The sequence below is a fragment of the Paraburkholderia bannensis NBRC 103871 genome (assembly GCF_000685015.1).
GTDB lineage: Bacteria > Pseudomonadota > Gammaproteobacteria > Burkholderiales > Burkholderiaceae > Paraburkholderia > Paraburkholderia bannensis.
The window spans coordinates 424,444-445,530 of record NZ_BAYA01000003.1 but is presented as its reverse complement, the minus strand read 5'-3'; the positions used below and the strand labels follow the sequence as shown (position 1 = coordinate 445,530).

Genomic DNA, 21,087 nt, shown 5'->3' with positions numbered 1-21,087 from the left:
GAAGAAAAAACCGGCGCAAGGCAGCCAGTTAAAAACGCCGAAGGCGCAAACCGGAGCCGAAGCAGGCAAGGCCCGCCGCACCGAAGTCATGGGCGCAGCCTTCGTCGAGCGCGCGATGGGCTCGATGGATGGTTTCACGCGCCCGCTCCAGGAATGGCTCAACGAGCACGCGTGGGGCAGCACATGGCTGCGCGACGGACTCGACCTGAAGACGCGCAGCCTGTGCACCTGTTCGATGCTGGCCGCGCTTGGGCGCAGCACCGAACTCAAGGGCCACGTGCGCGGCGCGATCAATAACGGCGCGAGCGTGGTCGAGATTCGCGAGGTGCTGCTGCACAGCGCGATCTACGCGGGCGCGCCCGCCGCAAGCGAGGCGTTTCGCGCCGCAAAGGAAGTGCTGGCGGAGATGGGCGTCGAACTGCCCGAATGACGCACAGCACTTGCACTTGCACCGCAATCGCAAGGCTTACGCCGCCACGCCTTCCTCGACCTCGCGTTGCACGCTAGCCGCGAGGCCGTCCACTGCCACCGGCACGCGCCGCGCCACCGCGCACATCAACTCGTAGCCGATCGTCCCCGACGGTTCGGCCACTTCATCCACCTTCACGTTTTCGCCCCACAGTTCGACGTGCGAGCCGATGCCCGCGTCCGGGCACGGCGTGAGATCGACCGTGAGCATGTCCATCGACACGCGGCCCACCACGCGCGTGCGCACGCCATCGACGGCGATCGGCGTGCCGGTCGGCGCGTGACGCGGGTAGCCGTCCGCGTAGCCGCACGCCACCACGCCGATGCGCATGGGTTGCTCGACGGCGAAGGTGCGCCCGTAGCCGATCGTGTCCTGCGGAGCGAGCGTCTGCACGCCGATGATGCGGCTCGACAGCGTCATCGCCGCGCGCAGGCCCACGCCTTCGATGTGGCGCGCCGCGCCGGTGGGCGACGCACCGTAGAGGATCGTGCCGGGCCGCACCCAGTCGCGGTGTGCGCGCGGGTGCCAGAGCACGGCCGCCGAGTTCGACAGCGAGCGCTCGCCCGGAATGCCGGCCGTGGCGGCGTCGAAGCGGTCGAGCTGCCAGTCGACCCCGCCGTCGTCGGCGTTGGCGAAGTGGGTCATGAGGGTGATCGCGCCTATCGTCGGGATCGCGCGGGCGCGCTCCCAAGCGGCGCGATAGGCGTCGGGCTTGTAGCCGAGGCGGTTCATGCCCGAGTTCATTTTCAGCTGGATGTCGATGGGCTGCGTCGTCTGCGCCGCCGCGAGCAGCGCCAGTTGCTCGTCGCAATGCACGGCGAGGGTCAGACGATGCGCGACGGCGGTGGCCACGTCGGCAGCGTCGAATGCGCCTTCTAGCAGCAGGATCGGCTTCGTCCAGCCGAGTTCGCGCACGCGCACGGCTTCGTCGAAATCGAGCAGGGCAATGCCGTCCGCGTCCGCGAGCGCCGCGTAGATGCGCTCGATGCCGTGGCCGTAAGCGTTGGCCTTGACGACGGCCCAGACGCGCGCGCCCGCGGCGCTGCGTGCGGCGAGCTGGAGGTTGTGGCGGATCGCTTCGGGATGGATGCGGACGGAAATGGGACGCGGCATGGGCAATCCTGCGGACGAAGGTTGGAGGTTAGGCGGTTAATCCAGTGATTTGTGCAATCGTATTGATTTTCGTCCAGTTATTTTTAATGTATTTATCCAGTATTTTGGGTTTATCGACTGGGCTTGTGGTCTTTACGTCGATGCCTGCTGTTCGTGCGCCGCGTGGCGCAATGCCTCCAGCACGGTGGCGACGGCGGCGCTGTGCGGCTCGTGGCTCAGCGTACCCACGGCGGGCGCGATGGTCGTGAGCCGCAGCGGCAGCATGCGCAACTCGCGCATGGCGTCGCTGCGGGCCGCGCGCGTGGCCGACGTCACGAACAGGCACGGCATGCGTTGTGCGACCGCGCGATTGGTGTGATGAGAGGCCGATTCCATGACGATCTGCGGCATGGCGTGGCCGGCGCGCGCGAATTCGGCTTCGAGCGCAGTGCGCATCGGCGATCCCAGCGGCGGCGCGATCCACGGGAACGCCGCCGCATCGGGCCAGCTCACGCGCGTGTGTTTGTGCAACGGGTGACGATGGCTCGCCACGACCACCACTTCGTCGTGCAGCAGTTCGTCGGCGCGCAGTCCGCTGGCCAATGCCGTCGCTTCCAGCCGGCACACCAGCAGGTCGAGTTCGCGCCGTTGCGCGAGCGGCAGCAGGCGGTCGAGCGTATCGACGCGCACGTTGAGCTGGATCGGCGTGTCGTGCTCGCGCAGCCACGCCAGCACGGCGGGCAGGAACTGCTCGTCCATGTTGGGCAGCAGGCCGATCGTCAGCGGCTGGCCCAGGCCGTGGCGCAGCGCGTCGAAGGCGGGCTCGATATCGCGCAGGTCGTTGAGGATGCGCGCGATGCAGTCGAGCATCGCCTCGCCGTACAGCGTGGGCTCGACGCGCCGCGAGGTGCGCTCGAACAGCTTCAGGCCCAGCGATTCCTCCAGCTCGCGCAGCCACTTGGAGAGTGCGGGCTGCGAGATCGACGCGGTTTCCGCGGTGCGCGCGAAGCTGCGAAAACGGCCGAGCCATTCGAGCGTTTCGAGGTCGCGCAGACGCAGGCGGCGCAGCGCAACGGGCAGGGCGGCGAGGCGCGCGGCGTCGTGCGACGGCGCGGGTTTCAACGTGGGCTTTAGTGCGGGCTTTAGTGCGGGCTTCGGAGCAGGCTTCGAGGAGGACTTTGCAGCGGGCATGACCGGTCGATTCCATTCATATATCCACGGTTATGGATTATGCGCAATCTTTCATCGAATCTCACGCCGATCCGCGAATAATGAAAAGCCCCGAACAAGGCCCGCACGCAATGACGTCGGGCCACGAATGAAGGAGACGCACGATGAAAGACGGCACCAACGATGGCCGCCGCAATTTCCTCAAGGCAGCGGGCGCTGCTGTGGCGAGCGCGGGCGTGAGCGCCGCCGCGCCGGTGACGGGCATGGCCGCCGAAGCGCCGCGCGCCGCAAGCGCACCCACCGACGGCGTGCCCGCGTTTCGCCAGGCCGCCGCCGCGCCTGGGCAGGTGCCCGCGGGCTACAACATCCTCTTCATCCTCACCGACCAGGAGCGCCACTTCGATGCCTGGCCGTTTCCGGTGCCGGGCCGAACGGCGCTGCGCCGCGACGGCATCACGTTCACGAAGCACCAGATCGCGTCGTGCGTGTGCTCGCCGTCGCGCTCGACGATTTACACGGGGCAGCACACGCAGCACACCGGCGTGCTCGATAACGCGGGCGTGCCCTGGCAACCCGATATGTCGCCCGATATCCGCACGGTCGGCGACATGATGCGCGACGCCGGCTATTACGCGGCTTATCTCGGCAAGTGGCATCTGAGTTCGAAGCTGCACGAAACGGCCAGCCCCTATACCGCGCCCGTTTCCGATTACAACCACACGATCAGGGAATACGGCTTTGACGATTACTTTGGCGTGGGCGACCTGATCGGCATGGTGCGCGGCGGCTATAACTACGACGGCATCACGACCGAATCGGCGGTGAGCTGGATGCGCAATCACGCGCCGCGACTCGCGAACGAAGGCAAGCCGTGGTTTCTCGCGGTCAATCTCGTTAATCCGCATGACGTGATGTTCGTGAACACCGACCCGCCGGGATCGAAACTTCAGGACGCGAACAAGCCGATGCTCGGCAACGCGCATCCCCCCGAAGACGCGCTTTATCAGCAGAAATGGGATCGCGTGCCGCTGGCGGCGTCGCGCCATCAGCCCTATGACGAAGCGGGGCGCCCTGCCGCGCACGGTATGTTCAATGCGGCGCATGCCAACCTCGTGGGCAGCTATCCGTTCACCGACGAGCGGATTCGCGTCTATCAGGACAACTACTTCAATTGCCTGCGCGACTGCGATACGCATGTCGTGCGGCTGCTGCAGTCACTGCAATCGTTGGGGCTGGACGAGCGCACCATCGTCGTGATGACCGCCGATCATGGCGACCATGTGGGCGCGCATCAACTCGTCGGCAAGGGGGCGACGGCGTACCAGCCGCAAAATCATGTGCCGCTGGTGATTCGGCATCCTGCCTATCCGGGCGGCAAGCAGTGCGATGCGCTGACGTCGCATATCGACGTTGCGCCAACCTTGCTGGGCCTCACGGGACTCGACGATGCGCGCCGCGCGACGATCGGCGGCCCCGCGCTCAAGGGCAAGAATCTCGCGCCGTGGCTGGCCGCGCCCGAGAAGGCGCAGGTCAATAGCGTGCGCGACACCGCGCTGTTCAACTATGCGATGCTGCTTTACTACGACAGCGAATGGATGCTCAAGGAACTGGGCACGTTGCGTGAGAAAGGCGTGCCTGAGGATGAACTGCGCCGCCGCGCACTGGCGCAGCAGCCCGATTTTCGTTTGCGCGGCACGATACGTAGCGTATTCGACGGGCGATATCGCTTCACGCGGTATTTCTCGCCGCTGCAATTCAATACGCCGACGTCGCTGGAAACGCTGTTCGCGCGCAACGATGTCGAGCTATACGACGTGGCGAACGATCCCGGCGAGATGCGCAACCTGGCGATCGACCGCAAGCGCAATGGAGAATTGCTGCTTGCGATGAACGACAAGCTCAATGCCGCAATCGCCAATGAAGTCGGCGAAGACAGCCCCGATGTCATGCCGATTCGCGACGGGAAGGTGCAGGTTCAGGTGCGCGGATTTCACTGATTAGCGCACGCGGCGGGCCTCATTGCATCTTGTCGTTGATGCAGGAAGTCAGGACGTGATCGGCCCAGTTGCCATTGATCTTTAGATAGGCGCGTGCAGTCCCTTCGGTTTCAAAGCCGAGACGCGCCAGCAACTTCCCGCTGCGGATATTCTCAGGGCGATAGTTCGCCATCACTCGATGAAGCGCGCAGGTTTCGAAGACAAAGGCGAGTGCGTGCTCCAGCGCTTCATGCATCAGCCCTTTCCCCTGAGCGCTTGCCGAGATGGAAAACCCAAGGTGGCAGGCCTGAAAGGGGCCGCGCACGATATTCGTAAAATTGCATTCCCCAATTACTGACTGACGTTGGGCGTCCCGAATCAGAAGATAAAGCGCGTTGCCTTCGTGCATCTGCTGCACCATACCCGCGATTCTGCGCTGTATCGCCTCGATGGTGTAGAACACGTCGTCGCGCAACGGCTCCCATGGCTGCAAATGCTGCCGGTTATCGAGTTGATATTGCAGCAGTTCCGCAGCATCGGCGGGATTGAGTGGCTGCAAATTCAAGCGGTCGGTTACCAGGCCGGTAGGGGGAATATTTAGGGTGGACATTGTTATAAGCGCTCCTGATTCCTTGTGGTACTTGCGACGCCATTACGGGCGCGCGGGATCGAGTTGCTTATAGTAGAACGTCGTCGCACATAAGCCGCCTTCGGGCATCAGCGCATAGTCCGGCACCGTGCCCGCGCGCTGCCATCCTGCGCGCTGATAAAGCCGCTCGGCGTCGCCGCCTGTGACGGTGTCGAGCACCAGCACCGTCTTGCTCGCCTGCTGAGCGTGGGTATCGACGGCATGCATCAGCCGTGCGCCGATACCTCGCTGGCGCATCGCGCGCAGTACCAGCATCTTCGCGACATCGGCACGATGCGGCTGGTTTTCGGGCTGCGCCGTGACGAGCTGCACCGTGCCGACGATGCGGCCTTGCGCGTCTTCGGCGACCAGCAGGATGCGTTCGTTTGCGGCGACGCCGTCGGCTACGCGCTTCCAGAATGCGAGCGCCGTTTCGCGCGCGAGCGGCGCCATGAAGCTGACGGAAGCACCGCCATCGACGCAATCGATCAGCACGTCGGCGAGCGCATCGAGGCTCGCAGCGGCTTCATTCGCGCTCAGGCGGCGGACTGCGATGTCGGTGTTCGAGTCGTTCATGCAGCGCTCCTTTTTAGGTTCTATAAACCGCGGCTCAACGCTACGAGATAGCGTGCGGGCTGTCCAGTTCTTTCGCCAGCGACGTTTTGAGGATTGCCGATGCACTGGAGCGAATCACAGAAGCGCTTGAGCGGCCCAGTGAGTAACGGCGTTCGTTGAGTTGGAAATGAAAAAAGCCGTACGACATCGCACGGCTTTTTCTATTTGTCGTCGGACGATTAGCGGTAATCGAACGTGCTTGCAACCTTCGTGATCTTCCACACGCCTGCAATCTTGCGCATGAACACGACAACACCTGATTGGTTCTTTGAACCGAACATGACGGGCACCACCGCAACGTCACCCATCATCGTGACCTGACGGGGCGCAATGTGGCTCAACCAGTCCTGGTCGTCTTCGTCCTGCACCTTCAGAAAATAATCGACGTCTTCGGGCAGGCGGTTGTGTTTGTAGTCGCTCCGCAGTTTGGTGACTGTATCTTTGGCGACGTAATCCAGGATGCCCGGCTTGAGCAGCGGGAAGGTCAGGTCAGCGCCGGTCTTCAGGTACCACGTATAGAACTCGCTCGCTCGCGATTCCGGGGTGTCGGACGCGCCCGCTGCGAAGGCGTTGTGCGCTAAGGCAAGCAGGCAGAATGCAAAAATCGGGAGAAGACGCTTCATAGATCAGTCGTGACGGTAAATTTTGTACGGCGGATGCGCCGTGCGGTACGCCTGGCTGGGATAGAACCCGTTCGGCCCCGGATGCGTTTGGCGAAAATCCGAAATCCAGATATTCCCGTTGAATATTGCCATGTGACCGGCAGGGTGTCCGCTGATTGCCTGTATCACGGCAACATCGCCTTTGACCGGTGCGCCGGTAACCTCGTAAAAGCCAGCCGCTAGTAGGTTCGGGCCGTAATTCTTCGCCAATTCAGTTGACGTCACCACGACGCCGCCGAATTGAATCGCGTGTCGAACGTACTTCGCGCAGTGCCCCGTACTAGCGGGTTGTGCGTGATTAAACGCGTAAGCCGCCGCACTAGCGCCGTTATATGCCATTTAAATAATCCTTGCGAGCTGTCGAAGAGTGGCATGTATTTACCAGATTTCTGCAAACGTTGATTTGGCAGTGGGCGATTCCAGGCAGTTGCTTCGGTCAGACCTAATCCGCCCGTTTCGGGGGGAAGTATCGGTCTGTGGATCGACGCTCCCACCGCCAGGTATGCACTACCGATCGGACTCGGATACGGCGTCTTTAACACCTCCAACAACCCCGCCGCAATTTCTTCCAATACATCGCTCACAGTGTGCCGCATGATCGCGACTTTGCTCGCGCTTTCGTCACGTCATGAACCCCGCAACCAACGGCTTTCTGCTTTCTCTTTCGCTGTGCCTCGATATCGGCATCGCCAACATTGCGATGATGAACCTCGCCATGCAGCGCGGTTACTGGAACGGCTTCTGGCTGGGCCTCGGCTCGTGCTTCGGCGACCTGATTTACGCGGTGCTCGCGCTCGCGGGCATGACGGCGCTGCTGCAGTTTTCGGCCGTGCGCTGGGGCATGTGGCTGGGCGGATCGGTCGTGCTGGCGGTGCTGGCCGTGAAGATGATCCGGTCCGCGATGGCATCGGTGCGCGCGGGCTCTGTCGAGCAATCGCGCGAGGATCAAGGCTCGCCGTTGCAGCAACTCGCGAAGGGCGCGCTGCTCGCGCTGTCGTCGCCATCGGCGATTGTGTGGTTCGCGGCGGTGGGCGGCTCGCTGATCGCGCAGTCGGGCGTGAGCGGCTGGCAGGCCACGGGCAGCTTTCTCGGCGGCTTCTTCGCGGCAGGCGTGGCGTGGACTGTGGCGGTGTGCTTCGTCGCTCGCCAGGGCGGCAAGCGCTTTGGCGCGCGTGGGCTGTCGTTCTGCTATTTCGCGTCGGCGGCGCTGTTCGCGTTCTTCGCGTTCCAGGTCGTGACGTCGGGGTATCGGACGCTTATTCTGGGCGTCGCGCCATAGCAAAGCGCAGCGGGCTCACGCCCAGCGCCTTGCGGAATGCGTTGATGAAGTGGCTCTGATCGTAAAAGCCCAGTGCGAACGCGGCGTCCGCGATGCTCACGCCCGCGCGCAGCAGCCGGCGCGCTTCAATCAGGCGCAACTGCATGTGGTACTTGCCCGGCGACATGCCGAACGTGTCCTTGAATGCGCGGATCAGATGAAACTTGCTGACTTCGGCGATGGTTGCAAGCTCATCGAGTTTGACGGGCGCGTCCAGCCGTTCGCGCATGAAGGCCCGAACGCCGTCGAGGCGTTGTACGCTCACACGTTCGACGTGCGTTTGCGGGGCATGAGTACGGCCGTTAGCGAGTAAAGCCGCAGCAAGTTCCGTCAGCGCTGTGTCGTATTCGAGCGTATCCGGCTGCGCATTGCGATCTGCGCCGAGCGCACGCGTCGCGAGATAAAGATCGACGATACGCCGATGCAGCGACGTGTCGGCAAACACGCCCTGGCTGACCTCCTGCGCGCCATCACGCGACGTGAAACCGTTCGCACTGGCGACTTCAGCGAGCAATTGAGGTTCCAGGTACAACGAAACAAATTCAGTATCGCCCCGCGCGGGATCGAACGCCGAGGCCTGGATCGCGAAAGGGTTATAGACCGTCGCCGTACCTGCGGGCGAACTGAACGTCTTGCCATCGAGCCACACGTCCTCGCTGCCCGACAACGTCGCGCTGATCACATATTCGGCGTGCGTATGACGCGGAAACTCCGCCGTGCCCGAGGCCCGGATGCGCGCGACTTCCAGTGCGCCCGTGCGGTAGAACTCCGTGGTCTTGAGCATGCGTGAGCCTGGCGAGGCTATACAAAAAGCGGCGGCATTGCGCCACCGCTTGCGCGAGAAAACCTCAGGCGGCGGCGATCACGTCGATGCGCAGCGCCTCGCCGCCCGCCGCCACTTCCAGCAGGCGATCGACGTTCGGGTGCGCGCCGGGACGGTTGCGTGCGTCGGCGGTGTGCTCGGCGAATACGGCGAGACCGTGCTCCGCGGCTTGCGCGTCGAGCGAACCGAACACCCGTTTCAGGTAGTGATAGACAGCCAGCGAGCCTTGTTTGCCCGGCTTGTTTTCGATCGTCGACACCACTGCGCCCTGGCCGTTGACCAGGTCGATGCGCTCGATGCCGTCGATGGCGGGCAGTTGCGCGAGGTTGTCCTTGAAGACGTTGCCCGGCTGGATCGGTTGCGTGGAGGTAGCGGTCATTTCGGTCAAAAAGTGCCAAGTATAGTCGATCGGGTTGATGGCCCGCGCCCGTGAGGGGCGGCCAGCCGGTATCGCAGTAGAGAACCACTTCCCCGACGAGGTTAGCCAGTAATGGTTTCTCCTGGAACCAAATCGACTGGCTATTTTTGAAAAGTGCTTGAAGTAGCACCACTATTGAAATACATTGGTCTCTCCAAAACCAATTTTGTGAGACCAAGCCATGCGCCATCTCATGACTGCTCTGGCCGCCCTGGCGGCCTTCGGCGCGGCCGCCGCGCACGCGCAGGAAGTCGTTGTCATCGGCCATTCCGCGCCGTTGACGGGCCCACAGGCCGCCAATGGCAAGGACAACGAGAATGGCGCGCGTCTTGCGATCGATGAGCTGAACAAGCAGCACGTCACCGTCGCCGGCAAGGCGGTGACGTTCAAACTGGACTCGCAGGACGACCAGGCGGATCCGAAAGTGGGCGTGCAGGTGGCCCAGAATCTCGTCGACGAGAAAGTGGTCGCCGTGGTGGGGCCGTACAACTCGGGCGTCGCGATTCCCGCGTCGCGCGTCTATAGCAACGCGGGCATTCCGATGTTGCCGGTCGCATCGAACCCCGCGCTCACGCAGCAGGGCTTCAAGAACATCTTCCGGATCGGCGCGAGCGACGAGCAACTGGGCGGCACGATGGCCGAATTCGCGGTCAAGACACTGCACGCGAAAACCGCCGCCATCGTCGACGATCGCACGGCTTACGGGCAGGGCGTCGCGCAGCAGTTCGAGCAGGTCGCCAAGGCCAATGGTCTGAAGATCGTCGATCACCAGTTCACCAATTCGCAGGCCACGGATTTTCTCGGCATTCTCACGGCGATCAAGGGCGAGAATCCGGACGTGATCTTCTTCGGCGGCTATGCGGCGCAAGGCGCGCCGATGGCCAAACAGATGCGCCAGCGCGGCCTGCGCGCGAAGCTGCTGGGCGGCGACGGCATCTGTTCCGCCGATATGGGCAAGGTCGCTGGCGACGCCGCCTCGATCGTCTATTGCGCGCAGGGCGGCGTGGCGCTCGACAAGACGGCCGCGGGCCGCGAGTTCCTCAAGAAGTACCACGACACCTATCACATCGACACGCAGGTCTACGCGGTCAACTACTACGACGGCGTGAAGATGCTGGCCGATGCGATGGTCAAGGCGGGCACGACCACGGACAAGGCGAAGCTCATCGACCAGCTTGGCAAGGAAGAGTACAAGGGCGTGGCGGGCACCTATTCGTTCGACGCGAAGGGCGACCTGAAGGGCGCGCCGACCACCGTGTACGTCATTCGCAACGGCTTGCCGGTTCCGTTCGCACCGTAAACGCAGGGCAATGCGCAATCACCTGGCAGGAGAGCATCTGAATTCATGAAACCGACCCGCACCATTTCGACCGTCGAGGTTCACACCGGCGGCGAGGCGTTCCGCATCGTCACGAGCGGCCTGCCGCGCCTGCCCGGCGACACGATCGTCCAGCGCCGCGCGTGGCTCAAGGAGCACGCCGACGATATTCGCCGCGCGCTCATGTTCGAGCCGCGCGGCCATGCGGACATGTACGGCGGCTACCTCACCGAGCCGGTGTCGCCGGGGGCCGACTTCGGTGTGATCTTCCTGCATAACGAGGGCTATAGCGACCATTGCGGCCACGGCGTGATCGCACTGTCGACAGCGGCGGTCGAACTGGGCTGGGTGCAGCGCACGGTTCCCGAAACGCGGGTCGGCATCGATGCGCCGTGCGGTTTCATCGAAGCTTTCGTGAAGTGGGACGGCGAGCACGCGGGCACGGTGCGCTTCGTCAACGTGCCGTCGTTTTTGTGGAAGCGCGACGTGACCGTGGAGACGCCCACGTTCGGCAAGGTGACGGGCGATATCGCCTATGGCGGCGCGTTTTATTTCTACGTCGATGGCGCGCCGTTCGACTTGCCGGTGCGGGAAGCGGCGGTCGAGCAGTTGATCCGCTTCGGCGCCGAAGTGAAAGCCGCTGCAAACCAGGCCTTTCCCGTGCAGCATCCCGAGATTCCCGAGATCAACCACATTTACGGCACGATCATCGCCAACGCGCCGCGTCACGAAGGCTCGACGCAGGCGAATTGCTGCGTGTTCGCCGATCGCGAAGTCGATCGTTCTCCTACCGGTTCGGGCACGGGCGGGCGCGTGGCGCAGCTTTATCAGCGCGGCGAACTCAAGGCCAGCGAAACGCTGGTGAACGAGTCGATCGTCGGCACGGTGTTCAAGGGGCGCGTGTTGAAGGAAACCACGGTGCAGGGTATTCCGGCCGTAATCCCCGAGGTCGAAGGCGAGGCCTATATTTGTGGCTTCGCGCAATGGATCGTCGACGAGCGCGATCCGCTGACCTACGGCTTTCTCGTGCGTTGATGGCGATTCTCCCCGTACCAGGGGGCTTTGTGCGCGCGCCGGATCATTGCGCGCGCTTTTTTCGTTTGTCGATTTCCGTAGCGAGCCACCCCTGCCATGAAGCTGGATCTCGTTTTTTCAGAGCTTTGGACGTGTCTTGCGAACGGCACGCTGGCGGGCCATCAGCCGTTCAAGGTGATGCAGGCGGCCACGACCGGGCTCGATGGCGCGCCGAGCGTGCGTTCCGTGGTGCTGCGCCGCGTGAGCGAACCAGAGAACCTCATCACGTTTCACACCGATCTGCGCTCGGAAAAAATCGCGGAATTGCGCCGGCAATCGCGCATCGCGCTGGCGGGCGTGGATGCCACGCGCAACCTGCAAATACGCGTGTCCGGCGAGGCGAACGTCGTCGACGATGGGCCGACCAGACGCGAAGCATGGGAAACGAGCCGCCTGCAAAGTCTGGTCGTGTATCGCACCTTGCTCGCGCCGGGCACGCCGATCGATGAGCCGCGCGATGCATTCGACGACCCGCAAAAGCCGCACGACGCCGAGGCGGGTTTCGAGAACTTCTGCGTGGTCGAAGTGCGGCCCGATGCGCTGGAGTGGCTCGATTTGTCCGCTGTGGACGGACACGAGCGCGCGCGATTCGTGCGTGAAGGCGAGCGCTGGATCAGCGGGTGGATTGCGCCTTGAAGGCTCAGCCCGGTGCGATGTCGCGCTGTACGCGATGGATATGCTGCTCGACGTAAAACGCGGCGGCGTCCGCGTCGCCCGTCACGATGGCTTCGTAAATGAGGCGGTGCTCCGCCACGTACAGGCGGATACGCGCCGGATCGTAGATGCCGTCGTCCTTGATGCGCTTCCACAGGGACTGATCCATCGTGTCGGCGATTTCCTGCGCGATCTTGACGAGCAGCATGTCGCCCGTCATCACGGCTAGCTGCCGATGGAACAGGCGGTCGCTGTTGTTCCAGAGCGCGCGCTGTTCCGGATCGGCCACGTCGGTGAGCGTTTCCATCTGCTGAAGATAGTGCTCGGCGAGCGGATCGCGCTTCTTGTGGGCCGCGGCGCGCCGTGCGATGGCGGGCTCCAGGATCAGGCGCACGTCGAGCGTCGCGGACGGGCTGTAGTCGGCCTGCAGCGTGGCCGTGTCGCCGGCTGACGACGCAGCAGCGCGCGCGAGGATCTCGGGCGCGTCTTCGGAGACATAGGTACCCGAATTGCGGCGCGTAATGACGAGGCCCTCGTTCTGCAACGCGCCGATGGCTTCGCGCACCGCAGGCCGCCCGACGCCGAACATGGCTGCCAGTTCGCGCTCGGAAGGCAGGCGCGATTCGGGCAGGTAGCGGCCAGCGCGGATTTCTGCGCGCACCTTCTCGGACACCTGCTCGTAGATCTGGAGGGCGCGGAAATTCGCCGGGTAATCCGGCGTAGCGGTGGGAGCGGTGCGAGCGTCGATGCGTGCGGAAGCCATGTGGGAACCTTGCCAAGCGTTGGTCTCGAATATACCACTTAACCTCGCATGAAAAGTGATCTGGTTCTCCTTGCCGCAGTTCTTACTGAGATTTGGCGCTATTTTCGTGCCAGGTTGCGCCGGACACGCAGCATCATGGATTGATTTCTGCCCAGATGTGGTTTAATTTTGATCCACTTTTAGACCTGATTCACGCCATGTCCATGACCACGCAACTCAAATCGTTCGACGCCAGCGCGACCGCCGCGCTGTTGCCCTATCCGCAGCTCGTGCAGGTTCTGCGCGCAACGGTTCCCGATTACGCAGACGGCAAGATCGTGAGCCCCGAGCGGCTCGTCGTGCCGCTGCAAGAGGGCGGCGTGATGCTCTCCATGCCGTCGAGCGCCGCCGACATCGCCATTCACAAGCTCGTAAACGTCTGTCCCGGCAACGGCAGGCGCGGGTTGCCCACGATCCACGGTCAGGTGATCGCCTGCGACCCGGTCACCGGCGAGATGCTGTTCGTGCTCGATGGCCCGACCGTCACGGGGCGTCGCACGGCGGCGGTCAGCGCGCTCGGCATCCTGGCGCTGCATGGCGCGGCGCCGAAGGAGATCCTGATCATCGGCACCGGAAAACAGGCGGCCAATCACGTCGAAGCCTTCGCGGCGCTGTTTCCGCAGGCGCAGATTCTCGCGCGCGGCACGACGCCCGCAAGCGCGCAGCGTTTCGTGGCAGGGCTCGCGAACGTCGCGCCGAATCTGCGCGCGTTGGACGGCGACATTCCGGATTCGGTCGACGTGGTCGTGACGGTGACGACCAGCAAGTCGCCGGTTTATGACGCTCCGGCGCGTGCGGGGCGCATCGTGGTGGGCGTCGGCGCATTCACGCCGGATGCGGCGGAAATCGGCAAGGCGACCGTCGATAGCAGCTTCGTCGTGCTCGACGATCCGGCTGGCGCGAAGCACGAGGCGGGCGATTTGATCCAGGCGGGTTTCGACTGGAACCACGCGCACACGCTGGCGGACGCCATCCGGCAGAAGCTCGCGCCGGATGCGCCGGTGTTCTTCAAGAGCGTCGGTTGCGCCGCGTGGGATCTGGCGGCGTGCCGCGTGGCACGCGCCAATCTCTAAGCCGCGATTTAAGCCGCGAGCCGATCAGGGCTTCGCCTTATCGAGCGCTTCGAGGATCGCGTAAGCCGCCTTCACGCGCGCCTCGTTGGGATAGCTCTTGTTCGCGAGAATCACCACGCCGATGCGCCGCGCGGGCACATACGCCACGTAAGCCCCAAAGCCGTTGGTCGAGCCGGTCTTGTTGATGAGCGCGTCGGCCTGCGGCGCGAGCGGCGGCGTGAGCGCGTGGGCGGGCGTCGGCTTGAGGATCGCGTCGGGGCCGTTGCCGCGCGCGAGCGTGTCGAGCGCAACCGGCCACGGGTACTGTTCCCACACGAAGTCCTGCGTGAACGGCCCCGTCGTGTAGTAGCCCGTATGCGTGCAGTCGATGGCGCGCTTCCAGGCCACGTCGAGCGCCGCCATGCCCATGTTGGCGTCGATATAGCGCACGAGGTCGCCGGTGGTCGTGCGCACGCCATAGGCTTCGTCGGCGAATACGCCGGGGTTCAGGCGTTTAGGCGCGTCGGTTTTGTCGTAGCCCTGCGCGTAGTGCGCCTCGCTCGCAGCAGGCACGTCGAGCCACGTATGCGTCATGCCGAAGGCGGGCAGCAATTGCTGCTGCACCGCTTCGCGCACCGGCATGCCCAGGCTCTGCGCCGCCGCACGCCCCAGCAGGCCGATACCCATGTTCGAATAGACGCGCTGCGTGCCCGCCGGGTAGGCCGGTCGCCAGGCGCGCAGCCACGCGTTCATCTGCGCATCGTTGTTCACCGCGTCGGGTACGAACAGCGGCAACCCGGACGTATGCGTGCCCAGGTTGAGCACGCTCACGTGATCGAACACGCTGCCGCGCAGCGCGCTCAAGTAGTCGCTGGCGGGCGCGGCAAACGACAGCTTGCCTTGCGTCTGCGCATAGCACGCAAGCGTGGCCGTCACGGTCTTGGTCACGGAGCCGACTTCGAACAGCGTGTCGTTATCGACGCGCGCATGGGTTGCCTTCGACGCCACGCCGTAGTTGTAGAACGCATGCTGGCCGCCCACGCTGATGCCGACCGCCATGCCCGGAATGCCGTACTTCGCCTGCAACGGTTCGATCGCGGCGTCGACGGTGCTTTTGAAGTTGGGTTCGGCGGCCTGCGCGCCGGCCGCTGCGCAGATCAGAGCCATCACTAGCGCTTTTATCTTGAAAGTCATTTTGTCGGGCATGGTTGGGTTGAGAGCGCGTCGAATACGCTGTGTGCCGTGCATTCTCTGGCGTTGCCGCCGCATCGACAAGCGACGATAATTTGCCCCACCCACAAGCAAAACTTATGGATAGACCATGCGTCCCAATGTGCCCCTGCATGCGTTGCGCGCCTTCGAGGCGTCGGCGCGTCATTTGAGCTTCACGCGCGCGGGGCTGGAACTCAAGGTCACGCAGGCCGCCGTCAGCCAGCAGGTGCGCATGCTCGAAGACTGGCTCGGCGTGCCGCTGTTCCGGCGCTTGCCGCGCGGCCTGGGCATGACCGACGAGGCGCGCGCGCTGCTGCCCGTGCTGAGCGATGCGTTCGGCCGTATCGAGGGCGTGCTCAAGCAGTTCGAAGGCGGCCGTCTGCACGAGGTGCTGACGGTGGGCGTGGTGGGGACGTTCGCGATCGGCTGGCTGATGCCGCGCCTCAAGTCGTTTCGCGAGGCGCATCCGTTCGTCGAATTGCGGCTGCTGACCAACAACAATCTCGTCGACCTGGCGGGCGAGGGGCTGGATTTCGCGATCCGTTTCGGCGACGGCAAATGGCCCGCGACGCAGAACACGCGGCTGCTCGACGCGCCGCTCGCGGTGCTGTGCGCGCCGGGGATCGCGCAGCGTCTGCGCAGTCCCGCCGACCTCGCGCGCGAGACGCTGCTGCGCTCCTATCGCACCGACGAGTGGCTGCGCTGGTTCGAAGCGGCCGGGGTCGAGTCGTGGACGGTGAGCGGGCCGATCTTCGATTCGTCGCGGCTGATGGCCGAGGCCGCGATGCAGGGCGCGGGCGTTGCACTCGCGCCCGCGCGCATGTTCACGCGCGAATTGCAGGCGGGGCTGCTCGCGCGGCCCTTCGACATCGAAGTGCCCACAGGCAGTTACTGGCTCACGAGCCTGGCGTCGCGCGCGATGACACCGGCAATGCGCCTGTTCGAGACCTGGATCGTCGCGGCGGCGGCGGACTGAACGACGTTTAAAGCACGTTGAGCATCGCCAGCGCGGTCTCCTGCAGATGCGGCAGCACGCGCTGCACGGCGGCTTCAGGGCTTTCGTTGCCCATCGACATGTTCGTGCTCAACGCGGCGATCACGTCGCCGCCGCGGTTGCGCAGCGGCACGGCCACGCCGCGCACGCCTACCTGCAATTGCTGCTCGATGAGCGCGTAGCCATCGGCGCGTGCGCGCACGATTTTCTCGCGCAGGCGCGTGGCGCTCGTGAGCGTGTGCGGCGTGAACGGCGCAAGCTCCACGCCGTCGAGCCACGTGGAGACCGCCTGCTGATCCTCCTTGTAGGCGAGCAGCACGACGCCCGGCGAGATCAGCGGCGCGGGCACGCGCGCACCCAGCACGAAGCCCGTGGTCATCACGCGCGAGACGCCGTTGCGCGCGATCACGACCAGATCCCAGCCGTCGAGCACGCTCACGTACGCCGATTCGTTGAGCGTCGCGCTCAGTTGCTGAAGATAGGGCTGCACGGTGCGCGGCAGCCGCGCCGAATCGAAGTACGACCAGCCCACGCGCAGCACGCGCGGCGTGAGGCCGAACAGGCGTCCATCGGTATAGACATAGCCCAGCGATTCGAGCGTCAGCAGATAGCGCCGCGCGGCGGTGCGCGAGAGGCCGGTGCGCTCGGCGGCCTGGGTCGCGGTCATGCGCGCGTGCTCGCTGTCGAATGCTTCGAGAATCGCGAGGCCTTTTTCCAGGCCCGCGATCCAGTCGCGTTTGTCGAGGGTGGAGGTTTTCATGGTTCGCTTATCAGCGCAAAACGCAGCGCAAAAAGCCGGGCAAATGCCCGGCCTTTTTCATTCGACGAAATCGCGTGCCGTGGTCAGGCTCAAGCGGACTCAGGCCTGCGCGGGTTTCATGCGCGCGGCGACGATCAGCGAGATCAGGCAGCCAACCGCGAGGTACGCGGCCACCAGGTGCCACGAGCCGTTGCCCACGCCCACCAGCGCCACGGCGATGAACGGGGTGAAGCCGCCGCCCACGACGCTGGCGAACTGATAGCCCACGCCTGCGCCGCTGTAGCGGTATTCGGCGCCGAACAGTTCGGTGAACAGCGGCTGCTGCACGCTCACCACCATGTCGTGCGCGAGGTTCGCCAGCGCCACCGAGAAAATCACGATCCACAGCGTCGAGCGGGCTTCCAGCGCGAGGAAGAACGGCACCGCGCTGGCCAGGCCGATCACCGCGCCGATCAGGTAGATGCGGCGCAGGCCGAGACGGTCGGCAAGCCACGCGAAGCAGGGAATCGTCACGCACGAGATCGCGCCGACAAAGAGACCAATGCCCAGGAACAGGTCGCGCGAGAGGCCCAGGTTGGCCGTCGAATAGCTCAGCGCGAACGCCGTCACGATGTACATGGTGAAGAGTTCGGCCAGACGCAGCGCGACGATGTAGAGGAAGGCCTTCGGGTGACGCGTGAGCGCTTCGAGCACCGGCATCTTGAGCTTGCGATGGCCGTGCTCGACCTTCTCGACGAACTCCTTCGACTCGTCCATGCTCGAACGCACCCACAGGCCGATCAGCACCAGCACGACGCTGAAGAGGAACGGCAGGCGCCAGCCCCACGAGCGGAACGCTGCATCGCCCAGCAGGTGGCTCAGCAGCGCGACAATGCCGGTCGCCAGCACGAGGCCCACGCCGTAACCGACCTGCACGCCGCTGCTATAGAACGCTTTCTTGCCCTTGGGCGCGCTTTCCACCGCCATGAGCGCCGCGCCGCCCCATTCGCCGCCTACGGCGAAGCCCTGGATCGCGCGCATCAGTACGAGCAGCACGGGCGCCCACCAGCCGATCGTGGCGAAGGTGGGCAGCAGGCCGATGGCGACCGTGGACAGGCCCATCAGCATCACCGTGAGCACGAGCATGCGCTTGCGCCCGAGGCGGTCGCCATAGTGGCCGAACACCACGCCGCCGAGCGGGCGGAACAGGAAGCCCACGCCGAAGGTCGCGAAGGCCGCGAGCGTGCCCATGTTCTTGCCGATGGCGGGGAAGAATTCGGCGTTGAACACCAGCGCGGCGACGATGCCGTAGAGCAGGAAGTCGTACCAGTCGACGACGGCGCCGACGAAGCTGCCAAGCGCCGCTTTCTTCGCCTGGCTGCGTGCGTGGCGGGCGTTGGACGGTTCGGCCGCGCCCGTGGATTCGAGGGTGGGGGTCATGAGAGTGTCTCCAGTCCCGGCAGCGTTCTGTTCTGCCTGATGTTTCTGCGTTTGTGACCGCGTATGCGACGACGTATGTGACTGCCTGCCTGGTCACCTGGCTGCGTGTGGTCGGCAGCGGTGAAACGGAGCATAGGGCGGTGCACGCACCGGATCAATGCGTACAACGCGCGAAATGCGCGATTATCGCCCATAAGTGTGCGATTATCGAACGCTTTGAGGGTTAGCACGGAGGGTGATGCTCCGCGCGCGGCGCGACCGTCTTGGGTGCGGTGTACGAATTGGTTAAAATTGCCGCGCGGCGGCCGGGGGCCGCAACGCGTGGCCAGGCGCAGCGTAAGGGCTTGCGCCGCGCGCGTTCTGCACGCACTCTCTAGCTGTGTCCGCCGCCTCGTTTCATCGTTTTTATTCGACGCTTCAACGTCTGGTATCGGGAGCCTCCTGCATGTCGTCTACCCCTCTTTCCGCTTCGGCGGAGCAGGCCAATCCGCTCGGCATGGCCGGGCTCGAGTTCGTCGAATTCGCGGCGCCCGAGCCCGCGGCGCTGGCGGCGCAGCTCGCGCAACTGGGGTTCAAGGCCATTGCGCGTCATATCAGCAAGGACGTCACGCTCTGGCGCCAGGGCCAGATGAATTTCCTAGTCAACGCCGAGCCCGATTCGTTCGCCGCCCGCTATGCCGAGGAGTACGGCATGGGCGTGTGCGCGATCGGCGTGCGTGTCGACAGTGCGCGGCGCGCCTTCGAACACGCGTTGCGGCTGGGCGCCTGGGCCTATGAAGGCGAGCGCATCGGCGCGGGCGAGTTGCGCATTCCGGCCATTCAGGGCATTGGCGACTCGCATATCTATTTTGTCGACCGTTGGCGCGGCCGGGGCGGCCAGCGCGGCGGCGTGGGCGATATTTCGATTTTCGACATCGACTTTCGTCCCATCGACGTCGCCACGGCGCAAGCCGATCTCGAACACAGCGGCACCGGCCTGCAACGCGTCGATCACCTCACGCAGACGGTGGGCGCGGGGCGTATCGGCGAATGGCTCGACTTTTATCGCGACCTGCTGCATTTCCGCGAGATTCACGAAATCAACGCGAACTGGCACGTCGCGCAGGAGTCGCGCGTGATGGTGTCGCCGGACGGCGATATCCGCATTCCGGTCTATGAGGAAGGCACGCGCCGCACGGAACTCATGCACGACTACCTGCCCGATCATCCGGGCGAGGGCGTGCAGCATATCGCGCTGGCGACCGACGACATCGTGCCCTGCGTCGATGCGCTGATGGCCAGCGGCGTCGAGTTCGTCGAGCCGCCGCCCGCTTACTACGACTCCGTCGATGCGCGCCTGCCGGGCCACGGCGTCGATCTGGAGGCGCTGCGCAAGCGCCATATCCTGATCGACGGTGAAATTGGCGACGACGGCGTGCCGCGCCTGTTTTTCCAGACCTTCGTGAAGCGTCGCGCGGGCGAGATCTTCTTCGAGGTGGTGCAGCGCAGCGGCCACCAGGGCTTCGGCGAAGGCAATCTCGACGTGCTCGCGAAAGCGCGCGCGGCGCAGCAGGGCGCTTGAGTTCCGCGAAGGCCTGCTGCGCTCAGGCGGCTTAAACCGTCACGACGATCTTGCCGACCTGCTCGCCGGCTTCCATGTAGCGATGCGCGTCGGCGATCTGCTCGAATGCGAAGGTGCGATCGATCGCGGGCTTGAGCGCGCCCGACGCCAGGCCTTCCGTGATGAAGCGTTTGGCGCGTTCGAGCCGCGTCGCGTCGGTCGTGACTTCGAACAGCTCGTAGCCGCGCACGGTCAGGTGCCGGCCCAGCAGATCCATCACCGGTACGCTAAGGTCGCGCGTGTCGAGCGCACCGTACTGGAAGAACATGCCTTGACGCGCGAGCGCGCGCAGTTGATGCGCGACTTCAGGGCCGCCGACCGGATCGAAGGCGATCTGCGCGCCGCGCCCGTCCGTGAGTTCTAGCACTTGCTGAGTAAGCGCCGCGCCGCCGCCCGCGATCACGTGCTTCGCGCCCGCCTTGAGCAGCGCGTCGCGCTTCTTCTCGCTGCGCGTGAGCGCGATGGGCGTCGCGCCCACCATGTTGGCGATCTGGATGGCGGCGAGACCCACGCTGCTCGACGCCGCGCCCACCAGCACCGCTTCGCCCTGTTTGAGGCCGCCGAATTCGATCAGCGCGCCCCATGCCGTCGCATACATCATCCACGTGGCGGCGGCTTCCTCGAACGACAGCCCGGCGGGATTCTTCACGACTGCATGCACGGGCGCGTTGACGACTTCGCCATACATGCCGTATTCGATGAACGAAAACGCGGGCACCACGCTCACCGCGTCGCCGACGGCGAAGTCCTGCACGCCGCTGCCCACGGCTTCGATCACGCCCGAGCCTTCATAGCCGAGTTGCGCGGGGAATTGCGGCGCGTAGGTGTATTCGCCGCTGCGGTACATGACTTCGGCGCGATTGAGGCCGATGGCCTTGACGCGGATCTGGACTTCGCCGGCCTTGGGTGCGGGCACATCGATAGCCTCGATTTGCAGCACTTCAGGGCCGCCGATGCGGTTGAAACGGACGACGCGTGACATAACAGGCTCCTTCGATCAAACGGTTTCGAATGGACACTGTAGGCCGCAA

22 protein-coding genes are annotated in these 21,087 nt (G+C 64.5%); 9 read left to right on the top strand and 13 right to left on the bottom strand.

Annotation, left to right across the window (positions count from 1 at the left end; translation table 11 throughout):
- Positions 1 to 88 precede the first annotated feature (88 nt).
- Positions 89 to 430, top strand: coding sequence for a carboxymuconolactone decarboxylase family protein (locus BBA01S_RS40090; RefSeq protein WP_042296153.1), 342 nt, complete (start codon positions 89 to 91; stop codon positions 428 to 430).
- A 36-nt stretch (positions 431 to 466) separates the two neighbouring features.
- On the opposite strand, the gene alr is transcribed toward BBA01S_RS40090, so the two are convergent.
- Both alr and BBA01S_RS40085 read right to left on the bottom strand, forming a co-directional pair.
- Complete coding sequence (alr, locus tag BBA01S_RS05260) at positions 467 to 1,582, bottom strand: alanine racemase (protein ID WP_027815520.1); 1,116 nt, start codon at positions 1,580 to 1,582, stop codon at positions 467 to 469.
- 132 nt (positions 1,583 to 1,714) lie between these two features.
- Complete coding sequence (locus BBA01S_RS40085; protein WP_052391672.1) at positions 1,715 to 2,683, bottom strand: LysR substrate-binding domain-containing protein; 969 nt, start codon at positions 2,681 to 2,683, stop codon at positions 1,715 to 1,717.
- A gap of 212 nt (positions 2,684 to 2,895) precedes the next feature.
- Between BBA01S_RS40085 and BBA01S_RS05250 the strand changes: the two genes are divergently transcribed.
- A complete protein-coding gene (locus BBA01S_RS05250) occupies positions 2,896 to 4,728 on the top strand; it encodes a sulfatase-like hydrolase/transferase (RefSeq protein ID WP_027815519.1) in 1,833 nt (610 codons plus the stop codon).
- Between the two features lie 19 nt (positions 4,729 to 4,747).
- Here the strand turns inward: BBA01S_RS05250 and rimJ are convergent, their stop codons facing one another.
- From rimJ to BBA01S_RS40080, 4 genes are all read right to left on the bottom strand, one after another.
- Positions 4,748 to 5,317: a ribosomal protein S5-alanine N-acetyltransferase gene (gene rimJ, locus BBA01S_RS05245; protein ID WP_027815518.1), complete on the bottom strand. Its 570-nt coding sequence runs from the start codon at positions 5,315 to 5,317 to the stop codon at positions 4,748 to 4,750.
- Positions 5,318 to 5,359: 42 nt separating this feature from the next.
- Positions 5,360 to 5,911, bottom strand: a complete 552-nt coding sequence (locus tag BBA01S_RS05240) for a GNAT family N-acetyltransferase (RefSeq protein ID WP_027815517.1) — start codon at positions 5,909 to 5,911, stop codon at positions 5,360 to 5,362.
- A 218-nt stretch (positions 5,912 to 6,129) separates the two neighbouring features.
- On the bottom strand, positions 6,130 to 6,573 hold the full coding sequence (locus tag BBA01S_RS05230; protein ID WP_027815516.1) for a DUF3828 domain-containing protein: 444 nt from the start codon (positions 6,571 to 6,573) through the stop codon (positions 6,130 to 6,132).
- A gap of 3 nt (positions 6,574 to 6,576) precedes the next feature.
- Positions 6,577 to 6,951: a CHAP domain-containing protein gene (locus BBA01S_RS40080; protein WP_042295999.1), complete on the bottom strand. Its 375-nt coding sequence runs from the start codon at positions 6,949 to 6,951 to the stop codon at positions 6,577 to 6,579.
- A 289-nt stretch (positions 6,952 to 7,240) separates the two neighbouring features.
- On the opposite strand from BBA01S_RS40080, the gene BBA01S_RS05220 reads away from it, so the two are divergent.
- Positions 7,241 to 7,891, top strand: coding sequence for a LysE family translocator (locus BBA01S_RS05220; RefSeq protein WP_027815515.1), 651 nt, complete (start codon positions 7,241 to 7,243; stop codon positions 7,889 to 7,891).
- On the opposite strand, the gene BBA01S_RS05215 is transcribed toward BBA01S_RS05220, so the two are convergent.
- On the bottom strand, positions 7,869 to 8,714 hold the full coding sequence (locus BBA01S_RS05215) for an AraC family transcriptional regulator (protein WP_027815514.1): 846 nt from the start codon (positions 8,712 to 8,714) through the stop codon (positions 7,869 to 7,871). The two genes, BBA01S_RS05220 and BBA01S_RS05215, sit on opposite strands and share 23 nt — an antisense overlap.
- A gap of 64 nt (positions 8,715 to 8,778) precedes the next feature.
- A complete protein-coding gene (locus BBA01S_RS05210) occupies positions 8,779 to 9,132 on the bottom strand; it encodes a DUF2322 family protein (RefSeq protein WP_042295997.1) in 354 nt (117 codons plus the stop codon).
- 220 nt (positions 9,133 to 9,352) lie between these two features.
- Here BBA01S_RS05210 and BBA01S_RS05205 point away from each other — a divergent pair, with 220 nt between their 5' ends.
- From BBA01S_RS05205 to BBA01S_RS05195, 3 genes are all read left to right on the top strand, one after another.
- Entirely contained in the window at positions 9,353 to 10,471 is a 1,119-nt protein-coding gene (locus tag BBA01S_RS05205) for a branched-chain amino acid ABC transporter substrate-binding protein (RefSeq protein ID WP_027815512.1), read from the top strand.
- Positions 10,472 to 10,516: 45 nt separating this feature from the next.
- On the top strand, positions 10,517 to 11,524 hold the full coding sequence (gene lhpH, locus BBA01S_RS05200) for a trans-3-hydroxy-L-proline dehydratase (RefSeq protein ID WP_027815511.1): 1,008 nt from the start codon (positions 10,517 to 10,519) through the stop codon (positions 11,522 to 11,524).
- A 96-nt stretch (positions 11,525 to 11,620) separates the two neighbouring features.
- Positions 11,621 to 12,199 carry a pyridoxamine 5'-phosphate oxidase family protein gene (locus BBA01S_RS05195; RefSeq protein ID WP_027815510.1) on the top strand — a complete coding sequence of 193 codons (579 nt, stop codon included), beginning with the start codon at positions 11,621 to 11,623 and terminating at the stop codon, positions 12,197 to 12,199.
- Positions 12,200 to 12,203: 4 nt separating this feature from the next.
- Here BBA01S_RS05195 and BBA01S_RS05190 read toward each other — a convergent pair whose 3' ends face one another.
- The gene (locus BBA01S_RS05190) at positions 12,204 to 12,980 is read right to left on the bottom strand and encodes a FadR/GntR family transcriptional regulator (protein ID WP_042295995.1); all 777 of its coding nucleotides are present in this window, start codon (positions 12,978 to 12,980) and stop codon (positions 12,204 to 12,206) included.
- Between the two features lie 197 nt (positions 12,981 to 13,177).
- On the opposite strand from BBA01S_RS05190, the gene lhpI reads away from it, so the two are divergent.
- Positions 13,178 to 14,092 carry a bifunctional Delta(1)-pyrroline-2-carboxylate/Delta(1)-piperideine-2-carboxylate reductase gene (gene lhpI / locus BBA01S_RS05185; RefSeq protein ID WP_027815508.1) on the top strand — a complete coding sequence of 305 codons (915 nt, stop codon included), beginning with the start codon at positions 13,178 to 13,180 and terminating at the stop codon, positions 14,090 to 14,092.
- 24 nt (positions 14,093 to 14,116) lie between these two features.
- Here the strand turns inward: lhpI and ampC are convergent, their stop codons facing one another.
- Entirely contained in the window at positions 14,117 to 15,277 is a 1,161-nt protein-coding gene (gene ampC / locus BBA01S_RS05180) for a class C beta-lactamase (protein WP_042295992.1), read from the bottom strand.
- A 115-nt stretch (positions 15,278 to 15,392) separates the two neighbouring features.
- Between ampC and BBA01S_RS05175 the strand changes: the two genes are divergently transcribed.
- Positions 15,393 to 16,259 (top strand): LysR family transcriptional regulator, encoded by an 867-nt coding sequence (locus tag BBA01S_RS05175; protein WP_027815506.1) that lies wholly within the window; start codon positions 15,393 to 15,395, stop codon positions 16,257 to 16,259.
- Positions 16,260 to 16,266: 7 nt separating this feature from the next.
- Here BBA01S_RS05175 and BBA01S_RS05170 read toward each other — a convergent pair whose 3' ends face one another.
- Together BBA01S_RS05170 and shiA are read right to left on the bottom strand one after the other, a co-directional pair.
- A complete protein-coding gene (locus BBA01S_RS05170; RefSeq protein ID WP_027815505.1) occupies positions 16,267 to 17,037 on the bottom strand; it encodes an IclR family transcriptional regulator domain-containing protein in 771 nt (256 codons plus the stop codon).
- 99 nt (positions 17,038 to 17,136) lie between these two features.
- Positions 17,137 to 18,456: a shikimate transporter gene (gene shiA / locus BBA01S_RS05165; protein WP_027815504.1), complete on the bottom strand. Its 1,320-nt coding sequence runs from the start codon at positions 18,454 to 18,456 to the stop codon at positions 17,137 to 17,139.
- A 445-nt stretch (positions 18,457 to 18,901) separates the two neighbouring features.
- On the opposite strand from shiA, the gene BBA01S_RS05160 reads away from it, so the two are divergent.
- Positions 18,902 to 20,017: a 4-hydroxyphenylpyruvate dioxygenase family protein gene (locus tag BBA01S_RS05160; protein ID WP_027815503.1), complete on the top strand. Its 1,116-nt coding sequence runs from the start codon at positions 18,902 to 18,904 to the stop codon at positions 20,015 to 20,017.
- Between the two features lie 31 nt (positions 20,018 to 20,048).
- Here BBA01S_RS05160 and BBA01S_RS05155 read toward each other — a convergent pair whose 3' ends face one another.
- Positions 20,049 to 21,038 (bottom strand): zinc-dependent alcohol dehydrogenase family protein, encoded by a 990-nt coding sequence (locus BBA01S_RS05155; protein ID WP_027815502.1) that lies wholly within the window; start codon positions 21,036 to 21,038, stop codon positions 20,049 to 20,051.
- Positions 21,039 to 21,087: the final 49 nt, after the last annotated feature.